At 70.7% G+C, this 20,676-nt stretch carries 19 protein-coding genes and 1 tRNA gene; 6 read left to right on the forward strand and 14 right to left on the reverse strand.

The annotated features are described in order from the left end of the window. Window positions 1-74: 74 nt before the first annotated feature. From mshC to CLM62_RS28145, 4 genes are all read right to left on the reverse strand, one after another. A complete protein-coding gene (mshC, locus tag CLM62_RS28130; protein ID WP_095752706.1) occupies window positions 75-1,304 on the reverse strand; it encodes a cysteine--1-D-myo-inosityl 2-amino-2-deoxy-alpha-D-glucopyranoside ligase in 1,230 nt (409 codons plus the stop codon). 108 nt (window positions 1,305-1,412) lie between these two features. Next, window positions 1,413-2,207 carry an SCO1664 family protein gene (locus CLM62_RS28135; protein ID WP_095752764.1) on the reverse strand — a complete coding sequence of 265 codons (795 nt, stop codon included), beginning with the start codon at window positions 2,205-2,207 and terminating at the stop codon, window positions 1,413-1,415. Between the two features lie 14 nt (window positions 2,208-2,221). Beyond that, window positions 2,222-2,812, reverse strand: coding sequence for a DUF3090 domain-containing protein (locus CLM62_RS28140; protein WP_095752707.1), 591 nt, complete (start codon window positions 2,810-2,812; stop codon window positions 2,222-2,224). A gap of 84 nt (window positions 2,813-2,896) precedes the next feature. Next, complete coding sequence (locus CLM62_RS28145; protein WP_095752708.1) at window positions 2,897-3,583, reverse strand: histidine phosphatase family protein; 687 nt, start codon at window positions 3,581-3,583, stop codon at window positions 2,897-2,899. Window positions 3,584-3,645: 62 nt separating this feature from the next. On the opposite strand from CLM62_RS28145, the gene corA reads away from it, so the two are divergent. Continuing rightward, on the forward strand, window positions 3,646-4,638 hold the full coding sequence (gene corA, locus CLM62_RS28150) for a magnesium/cobalt transporter CorA (RefSeq protein ID WP_179382257.1): 993 nt from the start codon (window positions 3,646-3,648) through the stop codon (window positions 4,636-4,638). A 21-nt stretch (window positions 4,639-4,659) separates the two neighbouring features. Here corA and CLM62_RS28155 read toward each other — a convergent pair whose 3' ends face one another. Both CLM62_RS28155 and CLM62_RS28160 read right to left on the reverse strand, forming a co-directional pair. Next, window positions 4,660-5,448: a hypothetical protein gene (locus CLM62_RS28155; protein ID WP_095752710.1), complete on the reverse strand. Its 789-nt coding sequence runs from the start codon at window positions 5,446-5,448 to the stop codon at window positions 4,660-4,662. Window positions 5,449-5,696: 248 nt separating this feature from the next. Further along, the gene (locus tag CLM62_RS28160; protein WP_095752711.1) at window positions 5,697-6,752 is read right to left on the reverse strand and encodes an LLM class F420-dependent oxidoreductase; all 1,056 of its coding nucleotides are present in this window, start codon (window positions 6,750-6,752) and stop codon (window positions 5,697-5,699) included. 144 nt (window positions 6,753-6,896) lie between these two features. Here CLM62_RS28160 and CLM62_RS28165 point away from each other — a divergent pair, with 144 nt between their 5' ends. Together CLM62_RS28165 and CLM62_RS28170 are read left to right on the forward strand one after the other, a co-directional pair. Next, window positions 6,897-7,880 carry an aldo/keto reductase gene (locus tag CLM62_RS28165; protein WP_095752712.1) on the forward strand — a complete coding sequence of 328 codons (984 nt, stop codon included), beginning with the start codon at window positions 6,897-6,899 and terminating at the stop codon, window positions 7,878-7,880. Continuing rightward, the gene (locus CLM62_RS28170) at window positions 7,877-10,030 is read left to right on the forward strand and encodes a helix-hairpin-helix domain-containing protein (protein ID WP_095752713.1); all 2,154 of its coding nucleotides are present in this window, start codon (window positions 7,877-7,879) and stop codon (window positions 10,028-10,030) included. The genes CLM62_RS28165 and CLM62_RS28170 overlap by 4 nt, the downstream gene beginning before the upstream one ends. A gap of 85 nt (window positions 10,031-10,115) precedes the next feature. Here the strand turns inward: CLM62_RS28170 and CLM62_RS28175 are convergent, their stop codons facing one another. Continuing rightward, window positions 10,116-10,829 (reverse strand): hypothetical protein, encoded by a 714-nt coding sequence (locus tag CLM62_RS28175; protein WP_095752714.1) that lies wholly within the window; start codon window positions 10,827-10,829, stop codon window positions 10,116-10,118. A gap of 47 nt (window positions 10,830-10,876) precedes the next feature. Here CLM62_RS28175 and CLM62_RS28180 point away from each other — a divergent pair, with 47 nt between their 5' ends. After that, a complete protein-coding gene (locus tag CLM62_RS28180) occupies window positions 10,877-11,065 on the forward strand; it encodes a DUF5703 family protein (protein ID WP_005485166.1) in 189 nt (62 codons plus the stop codon). 121 nt (window positions 11,066-11,186) lie between these two features. Here CLM62_RS28180 and CLM62_RS28185 read toward each other — a convergent pair whose 3' ends face one another. From CLM62_RS28185 to CLM62_RS28195, 3 genes are all read right to left on the reverse strand, one after another. Further along, a complete protein-coding gene (locus CLM62_RS28185; protein ID WP_095752715.1) occupies window positions 11,187-12,059 on the reverse strand; it encodes a chaplin in 873 nt (290 codons plus the stop codon). Window positions 12,060-12,199: 140 nt separating this feature from the next. After that, window positions 12,200-12,433 (reverse strand): chaplin ChpH, encoded by a 234-nt coding sequence (gene chpH, locus CLM62_RS28190; RefSeq protein ID WP_095752716.1) that lies wholly within the window; start codon window positions 12,431-12,433, stop codon window positions 12,200-12,202. Window positions 12,434-12,590: 157 nt separating this feature from the next. Continuing rightward, window positions 12,591-13,916: a M20/M25/M40 family metallo-hydrolase gene (locus CLM62_RS28195; RefSeq protein ID WP_095752717.1), complete on the reverse strand. Its 1,326-nt coding sequence runs from the start codon at window positions 13,914-13,916 to the stop codon at window positions 12,591-12,593. 187 nt (window positions 13,917-14,103) lie between these two features. Here CLM62_RS28195 and CLM62_RS28200 point away from each other — a divergent pair. Further along, window positions 14,104-14,188: transfer RNA gene (locus CLM62_RS28200), tRNA-Leu, on the forward strand. 334 nt (window positions 14,189-14,522) lie between these two features. Continuing rightward, window positions 14,523-17,390 (forward strand): SpoIIE family protein phosphatase, encoded by a 2,868-nt coding sequence (locus tag CLM62_RS28205; protein WP_257004129.1) that lies wholly within the window; start codon window positions 14,523-14,525, stop codon window positions 17,388-17,390. Between the two features lie 72 nt (window positions 17,391-17,462). Here CLM62_RS28205 and CLM62_RS28210 read toward each other — a convergent pair whose 3' ends face one another. The 4 genes from CLM62_RS28210 to pqqC all read right to left on the reverse strand — a co-directional run bounded on the left by CLM62_RS28210 (window position 17,463) and on the right by pqqC (window position 20,671). After that, entirely contained in the window at window positions 17,463-18,554 is a 1,092-nt protein-coding gene (locus tag CLM62_RS28210; protein WP_218835630.1) for a hypothetical protein, read from the reverse strand. A 63-nt stretch (window positions 18,555-18,617) separates the two neighbouring features. Then, window positions 18,618-19,709 carry a pyrroloquinoline quinone biosynthesis protein PqqE gene (gene pqqE / locus CLM62_RS28215; RefSeq protein WP_095752720.1) on the reverse strand — a complete coding sequence of 364 codons (1,092 nt, stop codon included), beginning with the start codon at window positions 19,707-19,709 and terminating at the stop codon, window positions 18,618-18,620. Further along, window positions 19,702-19,980, reverse strand: a complete 279-nt coding sequence (gene pqqD / locus CLM62_RS28220) for a pyrroloquinoline quinone biosynthesis peptide chaperone PqqD (protein WP_095752721.1) — start codon at window positions 19,978-19,980, stop codon at window positions 19,702-19,704. The genes pqqE and pqqD overlap by 8 nt, the downstream gene beginning before the upstream one ends. Then, window positions 19,967-20,671 (reverse strand): pyrroloquinoline-quinone synthase PqqC, encoded by a 705-nt coding sequence (gene pqqC / locus CLM62_RS28225; RefSeq protein ID WP_257004130.1) that lies wholly within the window; start codon window positions 20,669-20,671, stop codon window positions 19,967-19,969. Before pqqC ends, pqqD begins: the two co-directional genes overlap by 14 nt. Between the last annotated feature and the right edge of the window lie 5 nt (window positions 20,672-20,676).

Here is a 20,676-nt window from a genome sequence, read left to right on the forward strand (position 1 = left end):
CCCGCTCCTGAAGGACGGAGGGCGCTCCCCGCGAGGGAAGCGCCCCTTTCTCGCTCATGCGAACCCGGCGCCGGCTACAACGCCACACCCAGCAGCGCGTCCACCGCACGCGACACGACGCCGGGGGCGCCTTCGTCCGTACCGCCCCGCTCCTGCTGAAGAGCCGCCCACCGGTCTACGGCGGCCAGCGCGGCCGGCGCGTCCAGGTCGGCGGCGAGGGCCTCGCGGATCTCCTCGACGAGCGCGTCGGCGGGCGGACCGTCGGGCCGGGACACGGCGGCCCGCCAGCGGTCGAGCCGGGCCAGGGCGTCCTGGAGGACCTGGCCGGTCCACTCCCAGTCGGCCCGGTAGTGGTGGGCGAGCAGCGCCAGCCGGATGGCGGCGGGGTCGACGCCGTCGCGCCGCAGCTGCGACACGAAGACCAGGTTGCCCTTGGACTTCGACATCTTCTCGCCGTTCAGGGCGACCATGCCGGCGTGGACGTACGCCTTGGCCATGGGGAACTCGCCGGTCAGCGCCTGGGCGTGCGAGGCGCCCATCTCGTGGTGCGGGAAGACGAGGTCGGAGCCGCCGCCCTGGACGTCGAAGCCCATGCCGAGGTGGTCGAGGGCGATGGCCACGCACTCGATGTGCCAGCCGGGCCGCCCGCGCCCGAGCGAGGCGCCGTCCCAGCTGGGCTCGCCCGCGCGGGCGGCCATCCACAGCATCGGGTCGAGCGGGTTCTTCTTGCCCGGACGGTCCGGGTCGCCGCCGCGTTCGGCGGACAGCAGTCGCATGGCGGCGGCGTCCAGGCGGGACACCTCGCCGAAGTGGGGGTCGGACTCGACGGAGAAGTAGATGTCCCCTTCGAGCTCGTAGGCGGCGCCGGCCTCCCGCAGCCGCTCGACGAGCGGCACGATGCCGGGTATGGCCTCGACCGCGCCTATGTACTGCTGAGGGGGCAGCATCCGCAGGGCGGTCATGTCCTCGCGGAAGAGGGCCGTCTCCTTCTCGGCGAGGGCGACCCAGTCGATGTCGTCACGCTGCGCCCGCTCCAGGAGCGGATCGTCGACGTCGGTGACGTTCTGGACGTAGTGAACCTGCCGCTTGGTGTCGAGCCACACGCGCTGCACGAGGTCGAACGCGTTGTAGGTCGCCGCGTGACCGATGTGCGTCGCGTCGTACGGCGTGATGCCGCAGACGTAGATACGGGCGACGGGACCGGGGTCGAGGATGACCGGGCCGCCGGTCGCGGTGTCGTGGATCCTCAGGTCGCGGCCCTGACCAGGCAGGGCGGGGACCTCGGAAGCGGGCCAGGCATGCATGTCATGAGCCTAACCGGACGGATGTTCCGTATACGAACCGGACCGGGCCGGATGGCCGGTGAGGCGTTCTTGCGCGATACGGCACAGTGTGCCGCCGCGACCCTACGACTACACCGGCGGCCACGGAATGGCCGGCCACTCCCCGCTGGGCTCCGGGTGCTTGCCCGTGGCCAGCAACTCATCGACACGCGTGCGCGTGGCGGCGATTTCGGCGTCTGTGATCAGTCCGGCCAGCCGCACGGCCAGCGCACCGGACGCCCCGAGCGCCTCCTTGAGAGCTTCGAGCACGTCGATGGACTCCCCCGTCAGCGGCTCCCCCGCCCACCCCCACAGCAGGGTCCGCAGCTTGTTCTCGACATTGAAGGTGACCCCGTGGTCGATGCCGTACAGACGGCCCTCGGCGGCGGGCAGCAGGTGACCGCCCTTGCGGTCCGCGTTGTTGATCACGGCGTCCAGCACGGCGAGCCGGCGCAGCCGCTCGTCGTCGGCGTGCACGAGAAGCGCGGTCCGTCCCTCACCGACCTCGGCGAAGCCGATCGCCTTCCAGCCGGGCTCCGGCTCCTCCGCGTCGACCAGAGCGAGCAGCTCCGCCTCGGGCGTCGCCTCGATCCACAGCTGGCACATGCCCTCGCCGTACGGCCCGTCCCGCAGCACCGTGGGCGGTACGAGCCCCCAGCCGGTCGCCTCCGAGACCTCGTACGCGGCCACCTCCCGCTGGGCGAGGGTCCCGTCGGGGAAGTCCCACAGCGGCCGCTCCCCGGCCACCGGCTTGTAGATGCAGGCGGCCTCCCGGCCCTGGTGGGAGACCGTGCAGTAGAGCGCCGCGTTGGACGCGTCCCGGATGCGGCCGCGCACGGTCAGCTCGCCCTCGGCGAGCAACTCGGCGAACGGCTCGGTCGACATCGCCCCGGTGGTCGTCACGCTCCGCGGCGGTATCCGTTCTGGCGCGGACATACGTGTCCTTCCGGGTCGAGCGGGAGGCTGCACAGCGGGCACGGCGGCCGCCCGGCGTTGACGACGTCGAGGGCGCGCTTGGCGAAGGCCCGAGCCTGCGCGCCGGTGAGTCTGACCCGCAGCATCGGGGGCCCGTTCTCCTCGTCCTGGAGCAGCCGCTCCTCGGCCTCGGCGAGGTCCTCGTCGGTGTCGGCGTCGAGCTCCACGAGGGCCTGCGCCTCGACGATCATGCGCTGCTCCTCGCCGTCCCAGGCCAGGGCCATGGTGCCGACCCGGAACTCCTCCTCGACGGGGGTCTCCAGGGGGGCGGTGTCGGAGATCTCGGTGGGCGCCACGGCCGGCACGGCGGCACTGCCGCCGCTACGGCGTACGACCTCGTCCAGAAGCTCGTCCATGCGCTCGGCAAGGGCGGCGACCTGGGTCTTCTCCAGGGCCACGCTGGTCACCCGGGAGCCGGCGATGGCCTGGAGGAAGAACGTACGGCGTCCGGGCAGTCCTACCGTGCCGGCCACGAAGCGGTCCGGGGGGTCGTAGAGGAACACCTGACGGGACACGTCCTGTCTCCATTGGAATCGTGAGTACGGCGAAATCGTGAGTACGGCGCTGCTTCGACCGCTTCACCCTACTGCGCCGGACGATCACGGTGCGCCCGCGCCGCCCCCGACCGTCGCATCGCCGGCCGGAGGCTCCTCGTGCGGCACCAGGGAGGCGAAATCACCGGTGTCCCCGAGGCGGACGAGAAACGGCCTCAGGCGTGTGTAGCGGATCGCGGTGATGGAACACGGTTCAACGGAAATCCGCTGGAAGAGGTCGAGATGAAGTCCGAGTGCGTCCGCCACGAGCGACTTGATGACGTCGCCGTGCGAACACATCAGGTAGACGGCGTCGGCGCCGTGATCGCGCTCCACGCGCGCGTTCCACTCACGCACCGCCTCGGCGGCGCGCGTCTGCATCGCCCGCATCGACTCGCCACCGGGGAACGCGGCCGCCGAGGGGTGCGCCTGCACGACCTCCATCAGCGGCTCGTCCTTCAGCTCGGCCAGCTTGCGGCCGGACCAGTCGCCGTAGTGGCACTCCCCGATCCGCTCGTCGGTGTGCGCGCGCAGCTCGGGCCGGGCCTCGAGCAGCGGCCGGATCGTCTCCTGACAGCGCTCCAGCGGACTGGTGACGACCTCGGCGATCGGCAGCCCGGCCAGGCGCCCGGGCAGCGCGGCGGCCTGGGCGGCGCCGCGCTCGTCGAGGACGACGCCGGGTGTCCACCCGGCGAGCAGTCCTTCGGTGTTGGCGGTGGATCGTCCGTGCCGGACGAGGATCAGCGTGGGCATGCGGACCAGCGTAGGCGTCCGTACCGGGGCCGGTGCCGCCGGGCGGCGGGAGAATGCGCTCCGTGATCGTCGACTGTGCCATCTACCGGGACGGACACCGGACGGCGGGCCCCGAGGACCTGTCCGACGCTCTCGCCGAGGCACGGGCCGCGCACGGGTTCGTGTGGATCGGGCTGCACGAGCCGTCCGGGAACGAGGTCGACCATGTCACCGAGGAGTTCGGGCTCCATCCGCTGGCGGTGGAGGACGCGCTGAAGGCCCATCAGCGGCCCAAGCTGGAGGTCTACGACGACTCGCTGTTCCTCGTCCTGAAGCCGGTGGTGTACGAGCCGAACAGCGACGCCGTCTCCACCGGCGAGGTCATGCTCTTCCTCGGCGACTCCTTCGTGGTGACCGTCCGCCACGGCGAGGGCTCCCCGCTGAGCGCTGTACGGCGGCGGCTGGAGCAGGAGCCTGAGATGCTCGGCAAGGGGCCGACCTCCGTGCTCTACGCGGTCGCCGACGCCGTCGTCGACCACTACCTGGACGTGGCGACCGAACTGCAGACCGACCTGGAGGAGCTGGAGGCGGAGGTGTTCTCCCCGGACGGCGGCTCGCGCCACACCGCGTCCCGGATCTACACATTCAAGCGACAGATCCTGGAGTTCCGGCGGGCGACCGGGCCGCTGGCGGTGCCGGTGTCGCGTCTGGCGGGCGTGGGGGCGTTCGGTGGCGCGGTGCCGTTCGTGAACGACAGGGCACGGCCCTTCTTCCGTGACGTCAGCGACCATCTCACGCGCGTGAACGAGTCCGTGGAGGGCCTCGACCGGCTGGTCTCCGACATCCTCTCCGCGCATCTGGCGCAGATGAGCGTCCGGCAGAACAACGACATGCGGAAGATCTCCGCGTGGGCGGCCATGGCCGCGATCCCCACGATGATCGCGGGGATCTACGGCATGAACTTCGACCACATGCCGGAGTTGCGCTGGGTGTGGTCCTATCCGGCGTTGATCGGTCTGATGGCCGCCCTGGAGGTGGGGGTGTACCGGCTGTTCAAGAGCCGGGGGTGGTTGTAGGGACGGTCCCCTCGGGCGAGCTCAGGCGAACTCCGGCGCCGAGGTCGCCGGGCCGCCCAGGGCGTCGCGCCGTTTCGGCATCTTCAGGGACACCATCCGGCGCCAGCCGACGACCCGCTCGTACGCGTACACCGCGTGGATGCCCGCCGCGAGCACCGCCGACTTCGCCCTCGGCCAGCCGAGGATGCGGCCCATGTGAGCCATCACGGCGAGGCTGACGTCCCGGTAGATCCGGATCTCGGCGAGGGCGCACTCGCGCAGCGTCCGCTGGATGGCCCGGCCGTGCCCGGCGGCCGCGAAGCGCAGCAGTTCCTCGTGGCAGTAGGCGAGGTGGTTGTCCTCGTCGCCCGAGATCATCTTGATCGCGCGGCCGATGTCGGGGTGGTCGGCGAAGTGCTTGCGCAGCAGCTCCATCTGCTCGGAGGCGCGCTGCTCGGTGACCCGGCTGTGCGACAGGTAGGTGACGATGTCCTGGACGGTGAGGGGCTCGTCGCTCTTGAGCTTGTCGTGGGCGAGACCGATGCCGTGCTTCTCCAGCAGCATCGTGTAGTCCGTCTCGGGCGGGACCGGGACGGGTTCGAGATGGCGCTTCTTCAGCAGGGCGTTGAAGATCCGCCCGTGCTTGTCCTCGTCCGCGCCGTGCCGGGTGATCTTGGGGGCCAGTGCACGCTCGGTCTCGGGCACGAGCGCGGCGATGCGGGCGTTCTCCCAGCCGCCCTGTGACTCCCCGCTGGCCGCGATGGAGCAGAACAGGCGGAAGGACTCGTCGTTGTCGAGGATCTCTTCGAACAGACTCTTGGCCGAAAGCATCGTGGGCACCTCTCTGCCGGGCTCTCCGCAGGATTCCGCAAAGAACGAGTCAAATGCGGCGCGAGGGGTGCTGCAACAGTTGTGTCGGACAACTCCGCCGAAAGAAGGACCCTCAGGGGCGCGTGGCGGCGTAACCGCGCGGGCTCGGGCGCGTTGTTCCGCGTGACGGCCGTGGCGGGGTGGACCCCCGAGCCCCCACCACGGCCGCGGAAACCTCGGTGGTTGAACCGGATGTGTTGAACCGTGTGTTACGCGAGGCCGGCGCGTTCCAGGGCCTGCGTGCCGGCGCGGAGTGAGGCGATCCGCTCGTCGAGCGTGAAGCCTGCCGGGGCGAGGGTGAGGGTGGTGACTCCGGCCTCGGCGTAGGCCTTCATCCGGTCCGCGATCCGGTCGACCGAGCCCAGCAGGGTCGTCTTGTCGATCAGGTCGTGCGGTACGGCTGTCGCGGCGCCCTGCTTGTCGCCGGAGAGGTACTTGTCCTGGATCTCCGCGGCTTCCTTCTCGTAGCCCATGCGCTGGGCCAGCTGGTTGTAGAAGTTCTGCTTGCGGCTGCCCATGCCGCCGACGTACAGCGCGGTGTACGGGCGGAAGGTGTCGGCGAGGGTGGTCACGTCCTTGTCGTCGCCGACGGCGAGGGGCAGGGTCGGGCAGACGTCGAAGCCGTCGAGGGTCTTGCCGGCCTTTTCGCGTCCGGCGCGCAGGTACTTGATCGCCGTGTCCTCGAGATGGTCGGCGGAGGGGAAGATCAGCAGGGCGCCGTCGGCGATCTCGCCGGTCTGTTCGAGGTTCTTCGGGCCGATGGCGGCGATGTAGAGCGGGATGTGCTCGCGCTGGGGGTGCACGGTGAGCTTGATGGGCTTGCCGGGGCCGCCGGGGAGGGGCAGGGTCCAGTGCTCGCCCTCGTAGGAGAGCCGTTCCCGGGTCATCGCCTTGCGGATGATCTCGACGTACTCGCGGGTGCGGGAGAGGGGTTTGTCGAACTTGACGCCGTACCAGCCCTCGGAGACCTGGGGGCCGGAGACGCCGAGGCCGAGGCGGAAGCGGCCGCCGGAGAGCGAGTCGAGGGTGGCGGCGGTCATCGCGGTCATGGCCGGCTGGCGGGCCGGGATCTGGAAGATGGCCGAGCCCACATCGATGCGCTCGGTCTGGGCGGCGACCCAGGTGAGCACGGTGGCCGCGTCGGAGCCGTAGGCCTCGGCGGCCCAGCAGACGGCGTAGCCGAGCCGGTCGGCCTCCTGGGCGACGGCGAGATTGTCCGCGTCCATACCGGCGCCCCAGTAGCCGAGGTTGATCCCGAGCTGCATGCCGAATCCCCTTACCGATCAGTAACGTCCCTTGGGGGAGACCTTAGCGCGGGGAGACCCCGGCGATAACGCCGGTGTCGCTCGGCGAAACTGGTTATCCACAGGCCCCCACACGGCAGGTTCTGGCCAGTAATCTCGGCGTTCATGGAGCAGAGGCATCTCGGCCGCACCGGCCTGCGTGTGTCACGGATCGGGCTCGGCACCCTCACCTGGGGTCGGGACACCGACGAGCACGACGCCGCGGACCTCTTGAAGACGTTCTGGGAAGCGGGCGGGACCCTCGTCGACACGGCGGACGTGTACGGCGACGGAGAGGCCGAGTATCTGCTCGGCCGCCTCATAGAAGGCCTGGTCCCACGTCGGGACCTGGTCATCTCGACGAAGGCCGGCAGCGTGCCCGACCCGGACCGGCGGTTCGACGGCTCGCGCGGGCATCTGCTCTCCGCGCTGGACGCCTCGCTGGCCCGGCTCGGCACGGACTACGTCGATGTGTGGCACGTCCACGCCTTCGACCCGGACACCCCGTTGGAGGAGACCCTGCACGCCCTCGACCTGGCGGTCGGCAGCGGGCGGGCCCGCTACGCGGGCGTCTCCAACTTCTGCGGCTGGCAGCTCGCCAAGGCCGCGACCTGGCAGCTCGCGGCGCCGGGCACGCGGACGCGGCTGGCGAGCACGCAGATGGAGTACTCGCTGCTGCAGCGTGGAGTCGAGCGCGAGGTGCTGCCGGCCGCGCTGGATTCCGGGATCGGCATGCTGCCCTCGTCCCCGCTCGGCCGCGGCGTACTCACGGGCAAGTACCGGCACTCGACGCCCGCCGACTCGCGGGGTGCCTCGGAGCATCTGGCGCCCTTCGTCGCGCCCTACCTCGACGACACCGCGAGCCGCATCGTGGACGCCGTGACGACGGCGGCGGACGGGCTGGCGGTGACGCCGCTCCAGGTGGCCCTCGCCTGGGTCCGCGACCGTCCGGGCGTGGCCGCGCCGATCGTCGGCTCACGCAACGCGCAGCAGCTCACGGCGGCACTGTCAGTGGAGGCCCTTAGTCTTCCTGACGAGATCTGCCGGGCGCTCGACGACGTGTCGGAGCCCGTGCACCGCTATCCCGATCACGACTGGAGCACGCTGTGAGCACGGAGCCGGAGCCCGCCGAGGACACCGTGGAGGTCGAGGCGGGGACGCCGAGTGACCCGGAGGAGGGCGGCGGTCCGCAGGCCGGTGCCGCCGAGGGCGGTGACGCGGAGGCCGGCAAGGACGCGGCTCAGTTGTCCGAGGCCGAGGCCGAACTGGCCGCTCAGCGGCTCGAGCGGGAGCGGATCGAGAAGCGGAAGGCCGAGAAGAAGCGCGTCGCCAGCGGGACCAAGCTCAGTGGGACGGCCGCCGATCTGCTCGCCGCCGTACGGGCTGTGGAGAGCGGCGAGAAGCCCGCCGCCACCGTCTTCCAGGAGCCCGAGCCCACGCCGCCGCGCCGGACCGCGGCGGAGCCGAGGCCCCAGCCGGTGCCCGCCGGTGCCGCCACCGCGGCCGCGGGCCCCGCGCCGGAGACCGTCGAAGCGGTGCGGCTCGTGCTGAGTGAGGGTGGGGCGCCGGACGGGCTCGCGCCGCAGGTCGCCTCGCTTCTCGGCGAGGGTGCCGGTGAGCGGCTGCGGGCGGATCCCTGGCAGTTGCTGCGGGCCGGCGGTGTGCGGCCCGAGCAGGCCGACGGCTTCGCGCGGGCGTTGCTCGGTGCGGAATGCCGGCCGGACGACGAGCGGCGCGGGCGGGCGGTCACCGTCTGGCTGCTGGAGCAGGCGGCCCTCGCCGGGCACACCGCCCTGGAGATGTCGGCGCTCACCGCCGCGCTGGCCCAGCGGAGCGTGCCGGATCCCGACGCGGCCGTCCAGGGCACCCTCGCCGAGGGCGACGCCCTGGCCTTCCAGGACGCCCTCGACCCCACCGCGCCGGAACTTGAGGAGGACGAGGACGAGGAGCGGCCGGTTCGGGTCCTCGTGGGGCTGGAGCGGTATGCCCTCGCGGAGGAGAGCCTCGCCGACGGGCTGGCCCGGGTGATCAACTCCGTGCCGAAGGAGGATGGTTCGGGTGCGGAGTGGGAGCGGGCAGCCGCCTCGGCCGGGGGGTCCGCCGCCGAGCTGATCCGTGCGGTCGCGGGGCACGGTCTGGTTCTGCACACCGGCGGGGGGGCCTCGCTGGCGGAGCCCGCGGAGTTGCTGGATGCGGCTCGTGGCCTCGGGTTGCGTGCCTGGGCCGCCGCCCACAGTCCGATCGGCCGTGAGCGCTTCGCGGGCCTGGTGGGCCGGGCCGACGTGCCGGACGCGCCCGAGCCGACCGTCGCCACCGTCGCCGGGCTGCTGTCCGGCGCCGAGGGGCCGGGCCGGGACGCCGACGGCACGCTGGACCTCGACCTGCTCGTCGTGCTCGACGCGCCCCAGCTGGATGTGGAGGCGGCGGCGCTGCTCGCGGAGTCGCTGCCGGACGGCGCCCGGCTGGTGCTGGCCGGGGATCCGGCGGTGCTGTGGTCCGCCGGTCCCGGGCGGGTGTTCGCCGATCTGCTGGCGGCACGGGTCTGCCCGCAGGTCGCCTCCCGGCGGCCGGATCCCGGCCCGCTCGGCGAGCTGGTCTCCGGTGTCGGAATCGGCGAGCTCCATCAGGTCGAGGCACCCGGCAAGGAGGTCGTGATCGTGCCCGTGCGGGACGCGGGCGAGGCCGTGCACCGGACCGTGCAACTGGTCGCGGACTCGGTGCCGCGGGCGATCGGCGTACCGGCGGAGGACACCCAGGTGATCACGCCGGGCCATGGAGGCGCGGCCGGCACGCGCGTGCTGAACGCGGCGCTGAAGGAGCGGCTCAACCCGGGTCCCGGCCGCTTCGGCGGCTTCGACCCCGGCGACCGGATCGCCTACTCCCCCGCACCGGGCCGTACGCTCCCGGGTCGCGTGGTGAAGGCCGACGCCGACGGACTGCACCTGTCGTGCGCGGGCGAGGCCGTCGTCGTACCGAAGGAGCGGGTTGAGCAGTCCGTGCGACACGGGTGGGCGCTGACCGCGCACCAGGCGGTGGGCGGCCGGTGGCCGGCGGTGGTCGTGGTGCTGCCCGGCGACGCCGCGCAGGCGCTCAGCCGGCCGTGGGTGTACACGGCGTTCGGGCGGGCGGAGCGGCATCTGTCCGTGGTTCACGGCGTGGAACAGGCGCTGCCCCGGGCCGTGACCGAGATCCCGGCCAAGCCCCGCACCACCCGCCTGCCCACGCTGCTCGCCCCGCAGGTCCCGGCCGCCACCGGCTGACCGGCGAACGGCCTGGGGCGACGACTCCATGACGACGGCGGCGGCCCCGGAGGTTCGGGCTCCGGGGCCGCCGCCGTGGTCGGTCTCATGCTCGGCGATCCGCGTCCAGTGGCTCCAGGTCCTCGTCCTCGTCCAGGTCCGCGTCCGTGTCGAGGTCGTCGGCCTCGTCCTCGTCGTCGTCACCGTCGTCGATCTCGTCGTCGAAGACCGCGCTGACGTCGAAGCGGCAGACCACCCGCTGGGGGTCGATCTGCTCGAACGGTGCCTCCAGCCACTCGCCGGGGTCGGCCGGTTCGTCCGCGGCCGTCACCCAGAGCGTGGAGTCGCCCTCCTCCAGGCCGAACTCCTTGTGCCGGGAGGCGATCTCGTCCGGTTCGAACTCGCCGAACAGGACGCCCATCGCGCCGTGGACCGTGCCGGAGGCCTCGGTGCCCGCGTCCGCCTCGTAGTCCGCCGCCTCGATCCGCTGGGCTTGGGCCAGCAGGCGCTGCGGTTCCACCACGGCGTAGTCGCGGCGGATCAGCACGCTCAGCGCGTTCGGCTCCTCGGGTCCCTTGTACGGCGGCAGCGAATCGTCCGCTCCGGGGATCTCGAAGGGTGTGACCTCGTCATAACGGTCGTAGAGCAGTTCGTCGTACACCTCCGCGGCCGCGGCCAGCTCGTTGAACGCCTCGTAGACGGCCGGGTCGTCCTCCCCCGACCGGCGTTCGACCGCGGCCAGGTGGCGGTCGAGCGCGGTCTTGACCGCCTCGGCGGCGGCGCGTACCTCGGCAGCGGTGGGCTGCGCAGCATCAGACATAGTGCAGACGCTATCCGTACAGGGGCTCTGCCCGCACAATAGATGCGATGCCGGAATACGAATTTGTCGACGTGTACGTACCGCGCGGGGTCTCCCGCAAGGACGCCACACGCCTGCTGACGGACCATGCCGAGTACGGACACTGGGAGTTGGACCGCCTGAGCCTGCTGCGCGACGGCAGCCGCAGGGTGCGGCTGCGCCGGCGGATCATCCGCCAGGTACGCGCCACGTGGTGAGCTGAGGCGACGAAAAACGGAGCGGGCCCCACCGAGGCAGGGCCCGCCGGGTTGTGCGCACCGCCGGGGAAGTTCGCGGTGTTTTCAGGCACCGTGCACGGTTTGTGCCGGTGGTGCCGGGTTACGCCGAGGCGCGTGCCTTGCGGTAGAGCACCGTGCCCGCCAGCAGCGCCCCCGCGCCCACGGGGAGGGCGAGCCCCATCGGCAGGTCACTGCCGGTGTCCGCGAGCTGCGCGGCGCCATGGGGCTGGGTGACGGACTGGGCTCCCGGCTGGTTGGCGTGCGAGGAGCCGCCCGGTGTCTCCCCGCCCGGGGCGGGCGGCGTGTTCGGGGCACCGGGGCGACCGGGCTCCACCGGGTTCTCCGGGGTGTTCGGATCGCCGGGCTGCCCAGGGTTTCCGGGGTCACCGGGCTGTCCGGGGTCGCCGGGGTGCCCAGGGTTGCCGGGCTGGCCCGGGGTCCCGGGCGGCGTCGTACCGTCGCCGCCTCCCGGAGGCGTGCTGGGGTGCCCGCCGCCGGAACCGCCCCCGTTGGCGCAGTCGTTGTCCGTGGCCGTGTTGCCGATCCCGATGACGCTGACGCTGTTGCCGCAGACGTTCACCGGCGCGTCGATCGGCGCCTGGACGTGGTTGCCCGAGCCGACGCCCGGCGAGCCGTCGGCGTGACCGCCCGCGTACGAGCCCCCCGAACCCCCGGAGCCGCCGGAGTCGCCGTATCCGCCGGACGATCCGCTGCCGCCGCTCTTGACTCCGGTGTTGACGCACTTGTTGCCCATCGCCGGGTTGAGGACCCCGACAACGTTGACCGTGTTGCCGCAGACGTTCACCGGCGCGTTCACCGGCGCCTGCACCGTGTTGCCGGACAGCACGCCGGGTGAGTTCGAGCTGGAGCCGCTCGCACTCGAGCCGGTTGCGTGGGCGGCGCTGCCCGCGGCGGCGATCACGCCGGTCGCGGCCGCCACGGTCATCAGGCCCTTGCGGGTGACCTGTCGCATTTACTGAATCCCTGCCTTCGACCTTGTCCCGAATTCTCGACGTCGGAAAAGAACCGTTCCGAAAGGCCGGTCGGCCCCGGAGCGCATGGCGCGCGCTCCGGGGCCGACGGGCTCAGCCCCTCACGGGGCGAGGCACAACGTCACTTGTTGATGCAGGTGTTGCCGAAGGCGGGGTTCAGCAGCCCGATCACGGAGACCGTGTTGCCGCAGACGTTCACCGGGATGTGAACAGGCGCCTGAACAACGTTGCCGGACAGGACACCCGGAGAGTGCACGGCGGCACCCTGAGCACCCGCGTCGGCGGCGGCGACGCCCGCGCCCGCGAGAACCAGTCCACCGGTGGCAGCCGCAGCAGCGACGACCTTCTTGATCATTATTCCTCCTTGTTGGCAATGCGATCCCAAGTAGCGGATCACATCATCAGTAACGAGGAGGGAGTAATGGAGCTACGAGCTTATGGTCGCATTCACTCTTCCCGGTCGGTTTCCGCACGTTCGAGCGAATACAGAAGTGTCGTTTCACTGAGGCAATTCAGGACGCATCGATGAACCGGTCCAGCACCCGCACGCCGAATGTGAGCCCGTCCACCGGCACTCGCTCGTCGACTCCGTGGAACATGCCGGCGAAGTCCAGCTCCGGCGGCAGCTTCAGCGGCGCGAAGCCGAAGCCGCGGATGCCGAGGTCGTCGAAGGACTTGGCGTCGGTTCCACCGGAGAGCATGTAGGGGATGGCCTTGGCGGCGGGGTCCTCGGCCAGCAGCGCGGACTGCATGGCCTCCACCAGCGCCCCGTCGAAGGTGGTCTCGACGGCCTTGTCGGCGTGGACGTCGTCGCGCCGCACCTTCGGCCCGAGGATCCGGTCGAGGTCGGCGAGGAACTCCTCCTCGTGCCCCGGCAGGAAACGCCCGTCGACGTGCGCGGTGGCCTCGCCGGGAATGACGTTGACCTTGTAGCCGGCGCCGAGCTGTGTGGGGTTGGCCGTGTTGCTCAGGGTCGCGCCGATGAGTTTGGCGATGCCGCCGAGCCGGGCGAGGGTCGACTCCATGTCCTCCGGGTCGAGCTCGGTGCCGAGCGCGTCGCCGAGTTCGTCGAGGAACGCCCGGGTGGTCTTGGTGACCCGCACCGGGAACTTGTGCCGGCCCACCCGGGCGACGGCCTCCGACAGTTCGGTGATCGCGTTGTCCCGGTGGATCATCGAGCCGTGCCCGGCGGTGCCGGCCACGGTCAGCTTCATCCAGTGCATGCCCTTCTCGGCCGTCTGGATCAGATAGAGCCGCCGCTGCTCGCTCACGGTGAACGAGAACCCGCCCACCTCGCTGATCGCCTCGGTGACGCCCTCGAAGAGGCCGGGGTGGCGGTCGACGAGGTGCCGCGCGCCGAACTTGCCGCCCGCCTCCTCGTCCGCCAGGAAGGCGAGGACGATGTCGCGGGGCGGCCTGCGCCCGCTGCGCAGCCGGTCGCGGACGACCGCGAGGGTCATCGCGTCCATGTCCTTCATGTCGACGGCGCCACGCCCCCACACGCACCCGTCCGCGACCTCGCCGGAGAAGGGGTGGTGGGTCCAGTCGGTCGCGTTGGCCGGTACGACGTCGAGGTGGCCGTGGATCAGCAGTGCGGGCCGGGACGGGTCCTCGCCCTCGATGCGCGCCACCGTGGAGGCGCGCCCCGGGTGCGACTCGAAGATCTGCGGCTCGAGCCCCACCTCGGCGAGCTTGGCGGCGACGTACTCGGCCGCCTTGCGCTCGCCCGGGCCCGAGTGGTCGCCGTAGTTGCTGGTGTCGATCTGGATCAGCTCGCGGCAGAGGTCCACGACCTCGTCCTCGCCGGTGACGTGCCTGGTCGTGTCCGTCCCGCTCACGCTGCTTCCTCCCGCGCCGTCGCTGCTGGTGGTCCCCCTCATCCTCCCTCTCCCCCCGGCCGCACCCCAAGACCGGTCCTGCCCCGTCACACGCCGTTCACGCGCGGGCGGGGGTGATCGGCCACCTCCGGAAGCCTGGTAATGTTTTCTGTGTCGCCGCGGGGAATCCCCGCACGGCACACACCTTGTCCGGGTGGCGGAATGGCAGACGCGCTAGCTTGAGGTGCTAGTGCCCTTTATCGGGCGTGGGGGTTCAAGTCCCCCCTCGGACACAGAGAGTATCCCCCACTTGTGCGGGTCGAGCTGAGCCTCGACCCGCACGAGCTGTTTTCCGGGCTCGTGCGTGAGCCGGAGGCCGAGGTTCCGGTAGACGTCGGCCTTGTCCTTCGCCGCCCGAGGTCTTGCCCTCGGTGGTCTTGGCGCCCAGCCGGGATGCGATGCGTCGCCGTACGGCGAGCAGAGCTGCTGGAAATGTCACCTGAATGCCGGTGTACCGTGGGACTGACAAACAGGACTTACAGGCATTTGATGTTCAAATCAGTAAAAGTTCGCATAATAGACGGTGGCGCGCCGGTCCGGAGGAGCGTGGTTCGGGTGCCGATAGCGATGGATGACCTGAACGGTCTCAGCGGCGCCTACGAGAACTTCCTGGCAGGCGGCACGGTCAAGGCTGAGGTCAGGGGCCCTGTTCTTGCGTCCTGGCGACGCTGCAAGTCCTTCGGACTGGAGCCCGACCGGCTTGACATCCCCTACCAGGAGGAGCTGGACCTGGAGGGGCGCCTGCTCCACGCGGCCGGCCCAGTGCTCGAGCAACTGGAGTCCACACTCTCCGGAACGAACGTGAGCGTGATCCTCTCCGACGAGCACGGCCAGGTGCTCCAGCGTCGGGCCGGGGGCACGAAACTCAACAAAAGCCTCGACGCGGTCCAGCTCGCGGTGGGATTCACCTTCGCGGAGCCGATAGCCGGAACCAACGGCATCGGCACCGCGCTGGCGGCGCGCCAGCCCTGCTACATCCTCGGCCGCGAGCACTTCGCCCAGGGCATGGAGCCTTTCGCCTGCGCCGGCGCCCCCGTCCGAAATCCCCTGAGCGGGCACATCGAAGGCGTCCTCGACTTCACGTGCTGGCGGACCGACGCCGATCCCGCCATGCTGACCACCGTGTCCGAGGCCGTCGCGGAGATAGAGAAGCGCCTGATCGAACAGGCCACGGAACGGGAGCGGGAGCTGTTCAGGACGTTCCTGCGGGCGCGCCACCACGGTCGGCTGCCCGTCGGCCCGCCGGTCTCGGGACGGGGGACGCTCGGCATCCATCCGCCGATCGGTGAATTCCTCGACCGCAGCGATCACGCGCTGTTGTTGGAGAAGGCCGCGGAACTGATCTCCTCCCCTGTTCAGGTCGCCACAGAGGTGACGCTCTCCTGCGGCCAGGTGGCCACGCTCCGGTGCCGGCCGGTTACCAGCCCCTCCGGCCAGATGGGTATCGCGGTCGAGGTCAGGCTTTCCGGCAGCGGCCTGCGGGGGCGTGTTGCCCACACCGCCTCCGGCCATGCCGACGCCGTCCCCTCCGCCGCGGACTCGCTGCTGGTCGCGACCGAGCAACTGGCTTCCAACAGGCTGAGGTCACCCTTGGCCGCTCCCGCGAGCAGCGAGGCCGCCGCCCCGGTACGCGAGAGCTTCGTCCCGAACCGCCCGGCGCCTCTTGCCCCGGCCGCCGCAGCGGAGGCGCCCCCAGCCCCGGTGAGCGGCACCGACGAGTGGCTGCTTCTCCTGGGCGAGCCGGGGGTGGGCCGGCTCGCTGTCCAGGCGCGGCAACGCCTGGCGCTGCTCTTCAGCGCCGGCACCCGCATCGGCACCACCCTCGATGTGACCCGGACCGCCGAGGAGCTGGCCGAGGTGGCGGTTCCGCAGCTGGCCGACTTCGCCGCCGTCGATCTGTTGGAGCCCGTGTTGCACGGCGGAGAACCGGTGCCGGTCCACGACGAGCTGCGCCGGGTGGCGATGAGCGGCGTTCGTGAGGACTCCCACCTGTACGAGGTGGGGGAACTGGTCCACTTTGTTCCCTCCACTCCGCAGGCCCGCAGCCTGGCGCACGGGGAGGCGGTGCTCGAAGCGGAGCTGGCCAAGGCCCCGGGCTGGATCGCCCAGGATCCGGAACGGGGCGCGAAGATCCTCGGTTCCGGGATCCACTCGCTCATCACGGTGCCCATGCAGGCCCGCGGCGTGCTGCTGGGGGTCGTCAGCTTCCTTCGCTCCCAGTGTCCCGACCCGTTCGAGGACGACGACCTCTCCCTCGCCGAAGAACTGGTGGGCCGTGCCGCCCTCTGCATCGACAACGCCCGCCGCTACGCCCGGGAGCACACCCTGGCCCTGGGGCTGCAGCACAGCCTCCTCCCTCAGGGGCTGCGCTCGCAGAGCGCGGTGGAGGTCGCGCACCGCTATCTGCCGTCGCAGGCCGGGGTCGGGGGTGACTGGTACGACGTCATCCCGCTGTCCGGTGCCCGGGTGGCGCTGGTCGTCGGGGACGTCGTCGGCCACGGCGTGCACGCGGCGGCCACCATGGGGCGACTGCAGACAGCCGTCTACAACTTCTCCTCCCTCGACATGCCCGCCGACGAGCTTCTCTCGCGTCTCGACGCCCTGGTCGACCGCTTGGACGCGGCCCAGGACATGGTGGGAACGGACCGAGGTGTCGGCACCGGGGTGGTGGGAGCCACCTGCCTGTACGCGGTCTACGATCCGGTATCCAGGCGCTGCGTCCTGGCCCGCGCCGGCCACCCGCTGCCCGCGCTGGTCCTCCCCGACGGCACCGTGGAGTTCCCCGAGGTGCCCGCCGGGCCGCCGCTGGGCCTGGGCTCCCTGCCCTTCGAGACGGTGGAACTGGAGATTCCCGAGGGCAGCGAACTCGTCCTGTTCAGCGACGGGCTCATCGAGGACCGCAACCGCGACATCGACGTCGGGCTCATGCTGCTGCAGCGTGCCCTCGCGCAGCCCAGCCGCCCGCCGGAGGAGACCTGTGACGCGGTGCTGGACGCCCTGCTGCCCGCCCACCCCTTGGACGATGTCGCCCTTCTCGTCGCCCGCTTCCGCTCACTGGACGCCGGGCGGGTCGCCGTCTGGGATCTGCCGCACGACCCGGCGAGCGTCTCCGGGATGCGTGCCGCGGTGACGGAGCAACTGGGGCGCTGGGGCCTGGAAGAGCTGGCGTTCGCCACCGAACTGCTCGTCTCCGAGCTGGCCACCAACGCGATCCGGCACGCGGTCGGGCCGGTCCAGGTGCGGCTGCTGCACGACCGGACCCTGATCTGCGAGGTGTCCGACGGCAGCAGCACCTCGCCCCGCATGCGTCAGGCGGCCACCACCGACGAAGACGGCCGCGGCCTGTTCATGACCGCTCAGCTCGCGGCCCGCTGGGGAACCCGGTACACCAACAGCGGCAAGGTCATCTGGACCGAGCAGACCCTGCCCTCGTGACCCGCCTGTGGGCCGACCACATCGCTCACCCATGGTCCGGCGGCCCGGATCGTGCCGCCGACACCCCACAAGTCATGACGCGTCGACCGGAGCAGTCCCGAACACGGCGAAACTGACGACCCAGTAGACGACGTAGAGGCCGAGCAGCGTGTAACCGTGCCATCGCTTCAGGCGCCCCGTGGAGACGAAGTACGCTGCGAGCCCGGTCACAACGACGAGTGCGGGCAGATGCCAGGTAAGTACGTTCGGGCCGACCACGAGGGAGCCGCCCGCCAGGAGAATGATCCCCAGTTTCCCCGTGACCGAGAAGATGACGCTCCCGATGACGTTCCCGATCCCGATCTCCGGCGCCCCCTTACGGGCGGGTTCTACGGTCAAGAAGATGTCCTCGATGGTCAACACGACGGTTGCGATGGTCGCGCCGAAGACCGTGCCCTGAAGTCCGTAGGTGTGCAGGATGCCTTCGGTGCCGATGCCCGTGACCGCGGCACCGATGACGAGGCCGACAAGTGCGAGAACCGCCAGCCCGAGCCCGGTCCAGCCGGAACGTCCGCGCACTTCGGCGGCGATCGTGCTGTCGGAGAAGTGTTGCTCCCTCCCCCCGTCCAGCCGTTCCCTTCCGCTCCTCCTGTCGGCCGTCGTCGCGTATGTGTCCGCCTCCCGGAGGACCGGCGTGCCGCCCCTGGCGCCTCGGACGACGGAGAAGGCTTCGTACAGCTCCGCGTCACGGAAGACCGGTGTGTCGTCCCTCGACTCCCGGACAGCTATGTAGGCGATGAACAGCACAGACAGCCCCAGGAGCACGATGCCGTCAAATGCGGTGAGCGGTGCCGTCAGCGTGAACACAGCCATCATGAGCGGCGCGCAGGCGAAAATGGCGAAATAATCGCGCGGAATGTTGATGCGGGTGGGCGTGAGGACGGCGGCAAGTGCGAGCACGACTCCCGTCATCGAGAGTGCGGTCCCGAACACGATGCCCAGTGAGACCCCGCCGAGGTCCTCGACGTTGAGTGCGACGCCGAGGAAGATGTCGTCGAACTCGATGCCCGTGAAGACCACGGCAATCAGAAACAAAGAAATGTTGAGACTGCTCGCGACCCCGACGAGGTAGCCGATCAGCTTTTCAGCGCTGTAGATCAACAGTGCCGCACCGGAGACGAACATCAGTATCGAGGTCACAGCGGAGCCTCCCTCTCGGCCGTTCCTTCGGCTGCCCGGTGGTACTGCTTACGCCGAGCGGCTCGGATGCGGTCGGGGAGTGAGTTCTCCTCCGCGCGGTCCCACCGCCTCGTCGGCAGCGCGCACCGCTTCGGCCACGATCCCGTGATCGGGGGAGAGGTGGCAGACCGGATCGGTGCGAGCGGCATCGCCGGTGAGCTGGAACGCCTGGCAGCGGCACCCTCCGAAGTCCAGCTCGCGGCGGTCGCAGCTACGGCAAGGATCTGGCATCCAGGCCGTCCCGCGAAAGCGCTCGAAGAGGGGTGACCGCTCCCAGATCCACGCCAGGGAGTGCGCGTGCACGCTGGCGCGCGGTAGCGGAAGGGCGTGTGCGGCCGGGCAGGGGAGGACGTCGCCGTTGGGCACCACGGTGAGCTGCCGCCGGCCCCAGCCGCCCATGCAGGGTTTCGGGTACCGGCTGTGGTAGTCGGGGATGACGTAGATGATCTCCATCCGCCCCTTCAGACGTTCGCGCGCCGCACGCACCAGCGCCTCGGCGCGCTCGAGCTGAGCCTTGCTCGGCAACAGCTCGTGCCGGTTGTGCCAGGCCCAGCCGTAGTACTGCGTATTGGCCAGCTCGATGCGGTCGGCCGCCAGCCCTTCGGCCAGGTCGAGGATGCGGTCGACCCGGTCGATGTTGTGCCGGTGGAGGACCACGTTCAGCGTGAGCGGCCAGCCCAGCTCCTTCACCAGCCGAGCCGCCGCTGTCTTGCGCTGGAAGGACGGCGTGCCGGCGAGGCGGTCGGAGAGGGCCGGCTCGTCGGCCTGGATGCTGATCTGCACGTGGTCGAGGCCTGCGGCGCGCAGCTGCTCGGCACGGTGGGCCGAGAGGCCGAGCGCGCTCGTGATGAGGTTCGTGTACAGGCCCAACTCGCCGGCGCTGTGCACGATCTCGACGAGGTCGCGGCGCTGGAGCGGCTCACCGCCGGAGAGGTGAAGCTGCAGGACCCCCAGCTCTTTGGCCTCGGCCAGCACCCGCTGCCACTCCGGCGTCGTCAACTCCCTGCCGTAGTCGCCGAGGTTGAGCGGGTTGGAGCAGTACGAGCAGTGCAGCGGGCAGGCATATGTGAGCTCGGCCAGCAGTCCGAAAGGCCTATCCATCGCCCACCTCCACGCACCGCCTGGCGGCGAGGCGGGCGAGGAAGAACCGAACGTCGTCATCGACCACGCCGTCGTATCGTCCGTTCAGCTCCGCCACGATCTCGGCGACCGTCCGCTGTCCGTCGCACAGGCCCAGGACCGTCGCGCCGGTGCCGTTCAGGACGGAGACCGCCTCCGGCGCCAGCAGCACGTGCCGCTCCCGCGCGGGGTCGAACGTCAGTCGGACGTGCGGCGCCAGGCGGGGGCGATCCTCATCGCTAACGGTCTGCATAGGTCCCCTCGATGGCATCGAGCATGCTCCACAGGACGTCGCACTTGAAGGACAGTGCCGCCAGGGCGCCTGCCTGCTCCTGCGGGCTCCGGCAGTACTCCGTCACCACCTGCAAGGCGTGCTCGCAGTCGCGCGGAGCCTGCGTCAGGCGGGTCCTGAAGTAGGCGAGCCCCTGACGGTCGATCCAGGGATAGTGGCGCTCGAACGCGGCGAGGCGTTCGGCCATCAGATCCGGCGCGAACAGCTCGGTCAGCGAGGAGGCCACCGCCTCGACCCACGGCCGGGTGCGGGCGAAGGTGACGTAGGCGTCAACGGCGAACCGCACCCCGGGGACGACATTCCGCTCGTCCTGCATCTCCTCCCGTGTCAGCCCCATCGCCTCGCCCAGGCGCAGCCAGGCCTCGATGCCGCCCTCGCCGTCCGCCGTCCCATCCTGGTCGATGATGCGTTGGATCCAACGGCGGCGTACCTCACGATGCGGACAGTTGGCGAGGACGGCGGCGTCTTTACGGGGCAGATTCTTCTGGTAGTAGAAGCGGTTGGCCGCCCAGCCCTGGAGCTGTCGACGGCTCAGTCCTCCCTCGTTCATCTTCTGTTGGAAGGGATGCCGGGCGTGGTAGCGCTTGGAGTGCGCGCGCAGCGCAGCCACGAAGCTCTCGGTTGCCGCGCTCTCGGTTTCCGTTACCGCCACCATGG

This window comes from Streptomyces sp. SA15, from assembly GCF_002291145.1.
Lineage (GTDB): Bacteria > Actinomycetota > Actinomycetes > Streptomycetales > Streptomycetaceae > Streptomyces.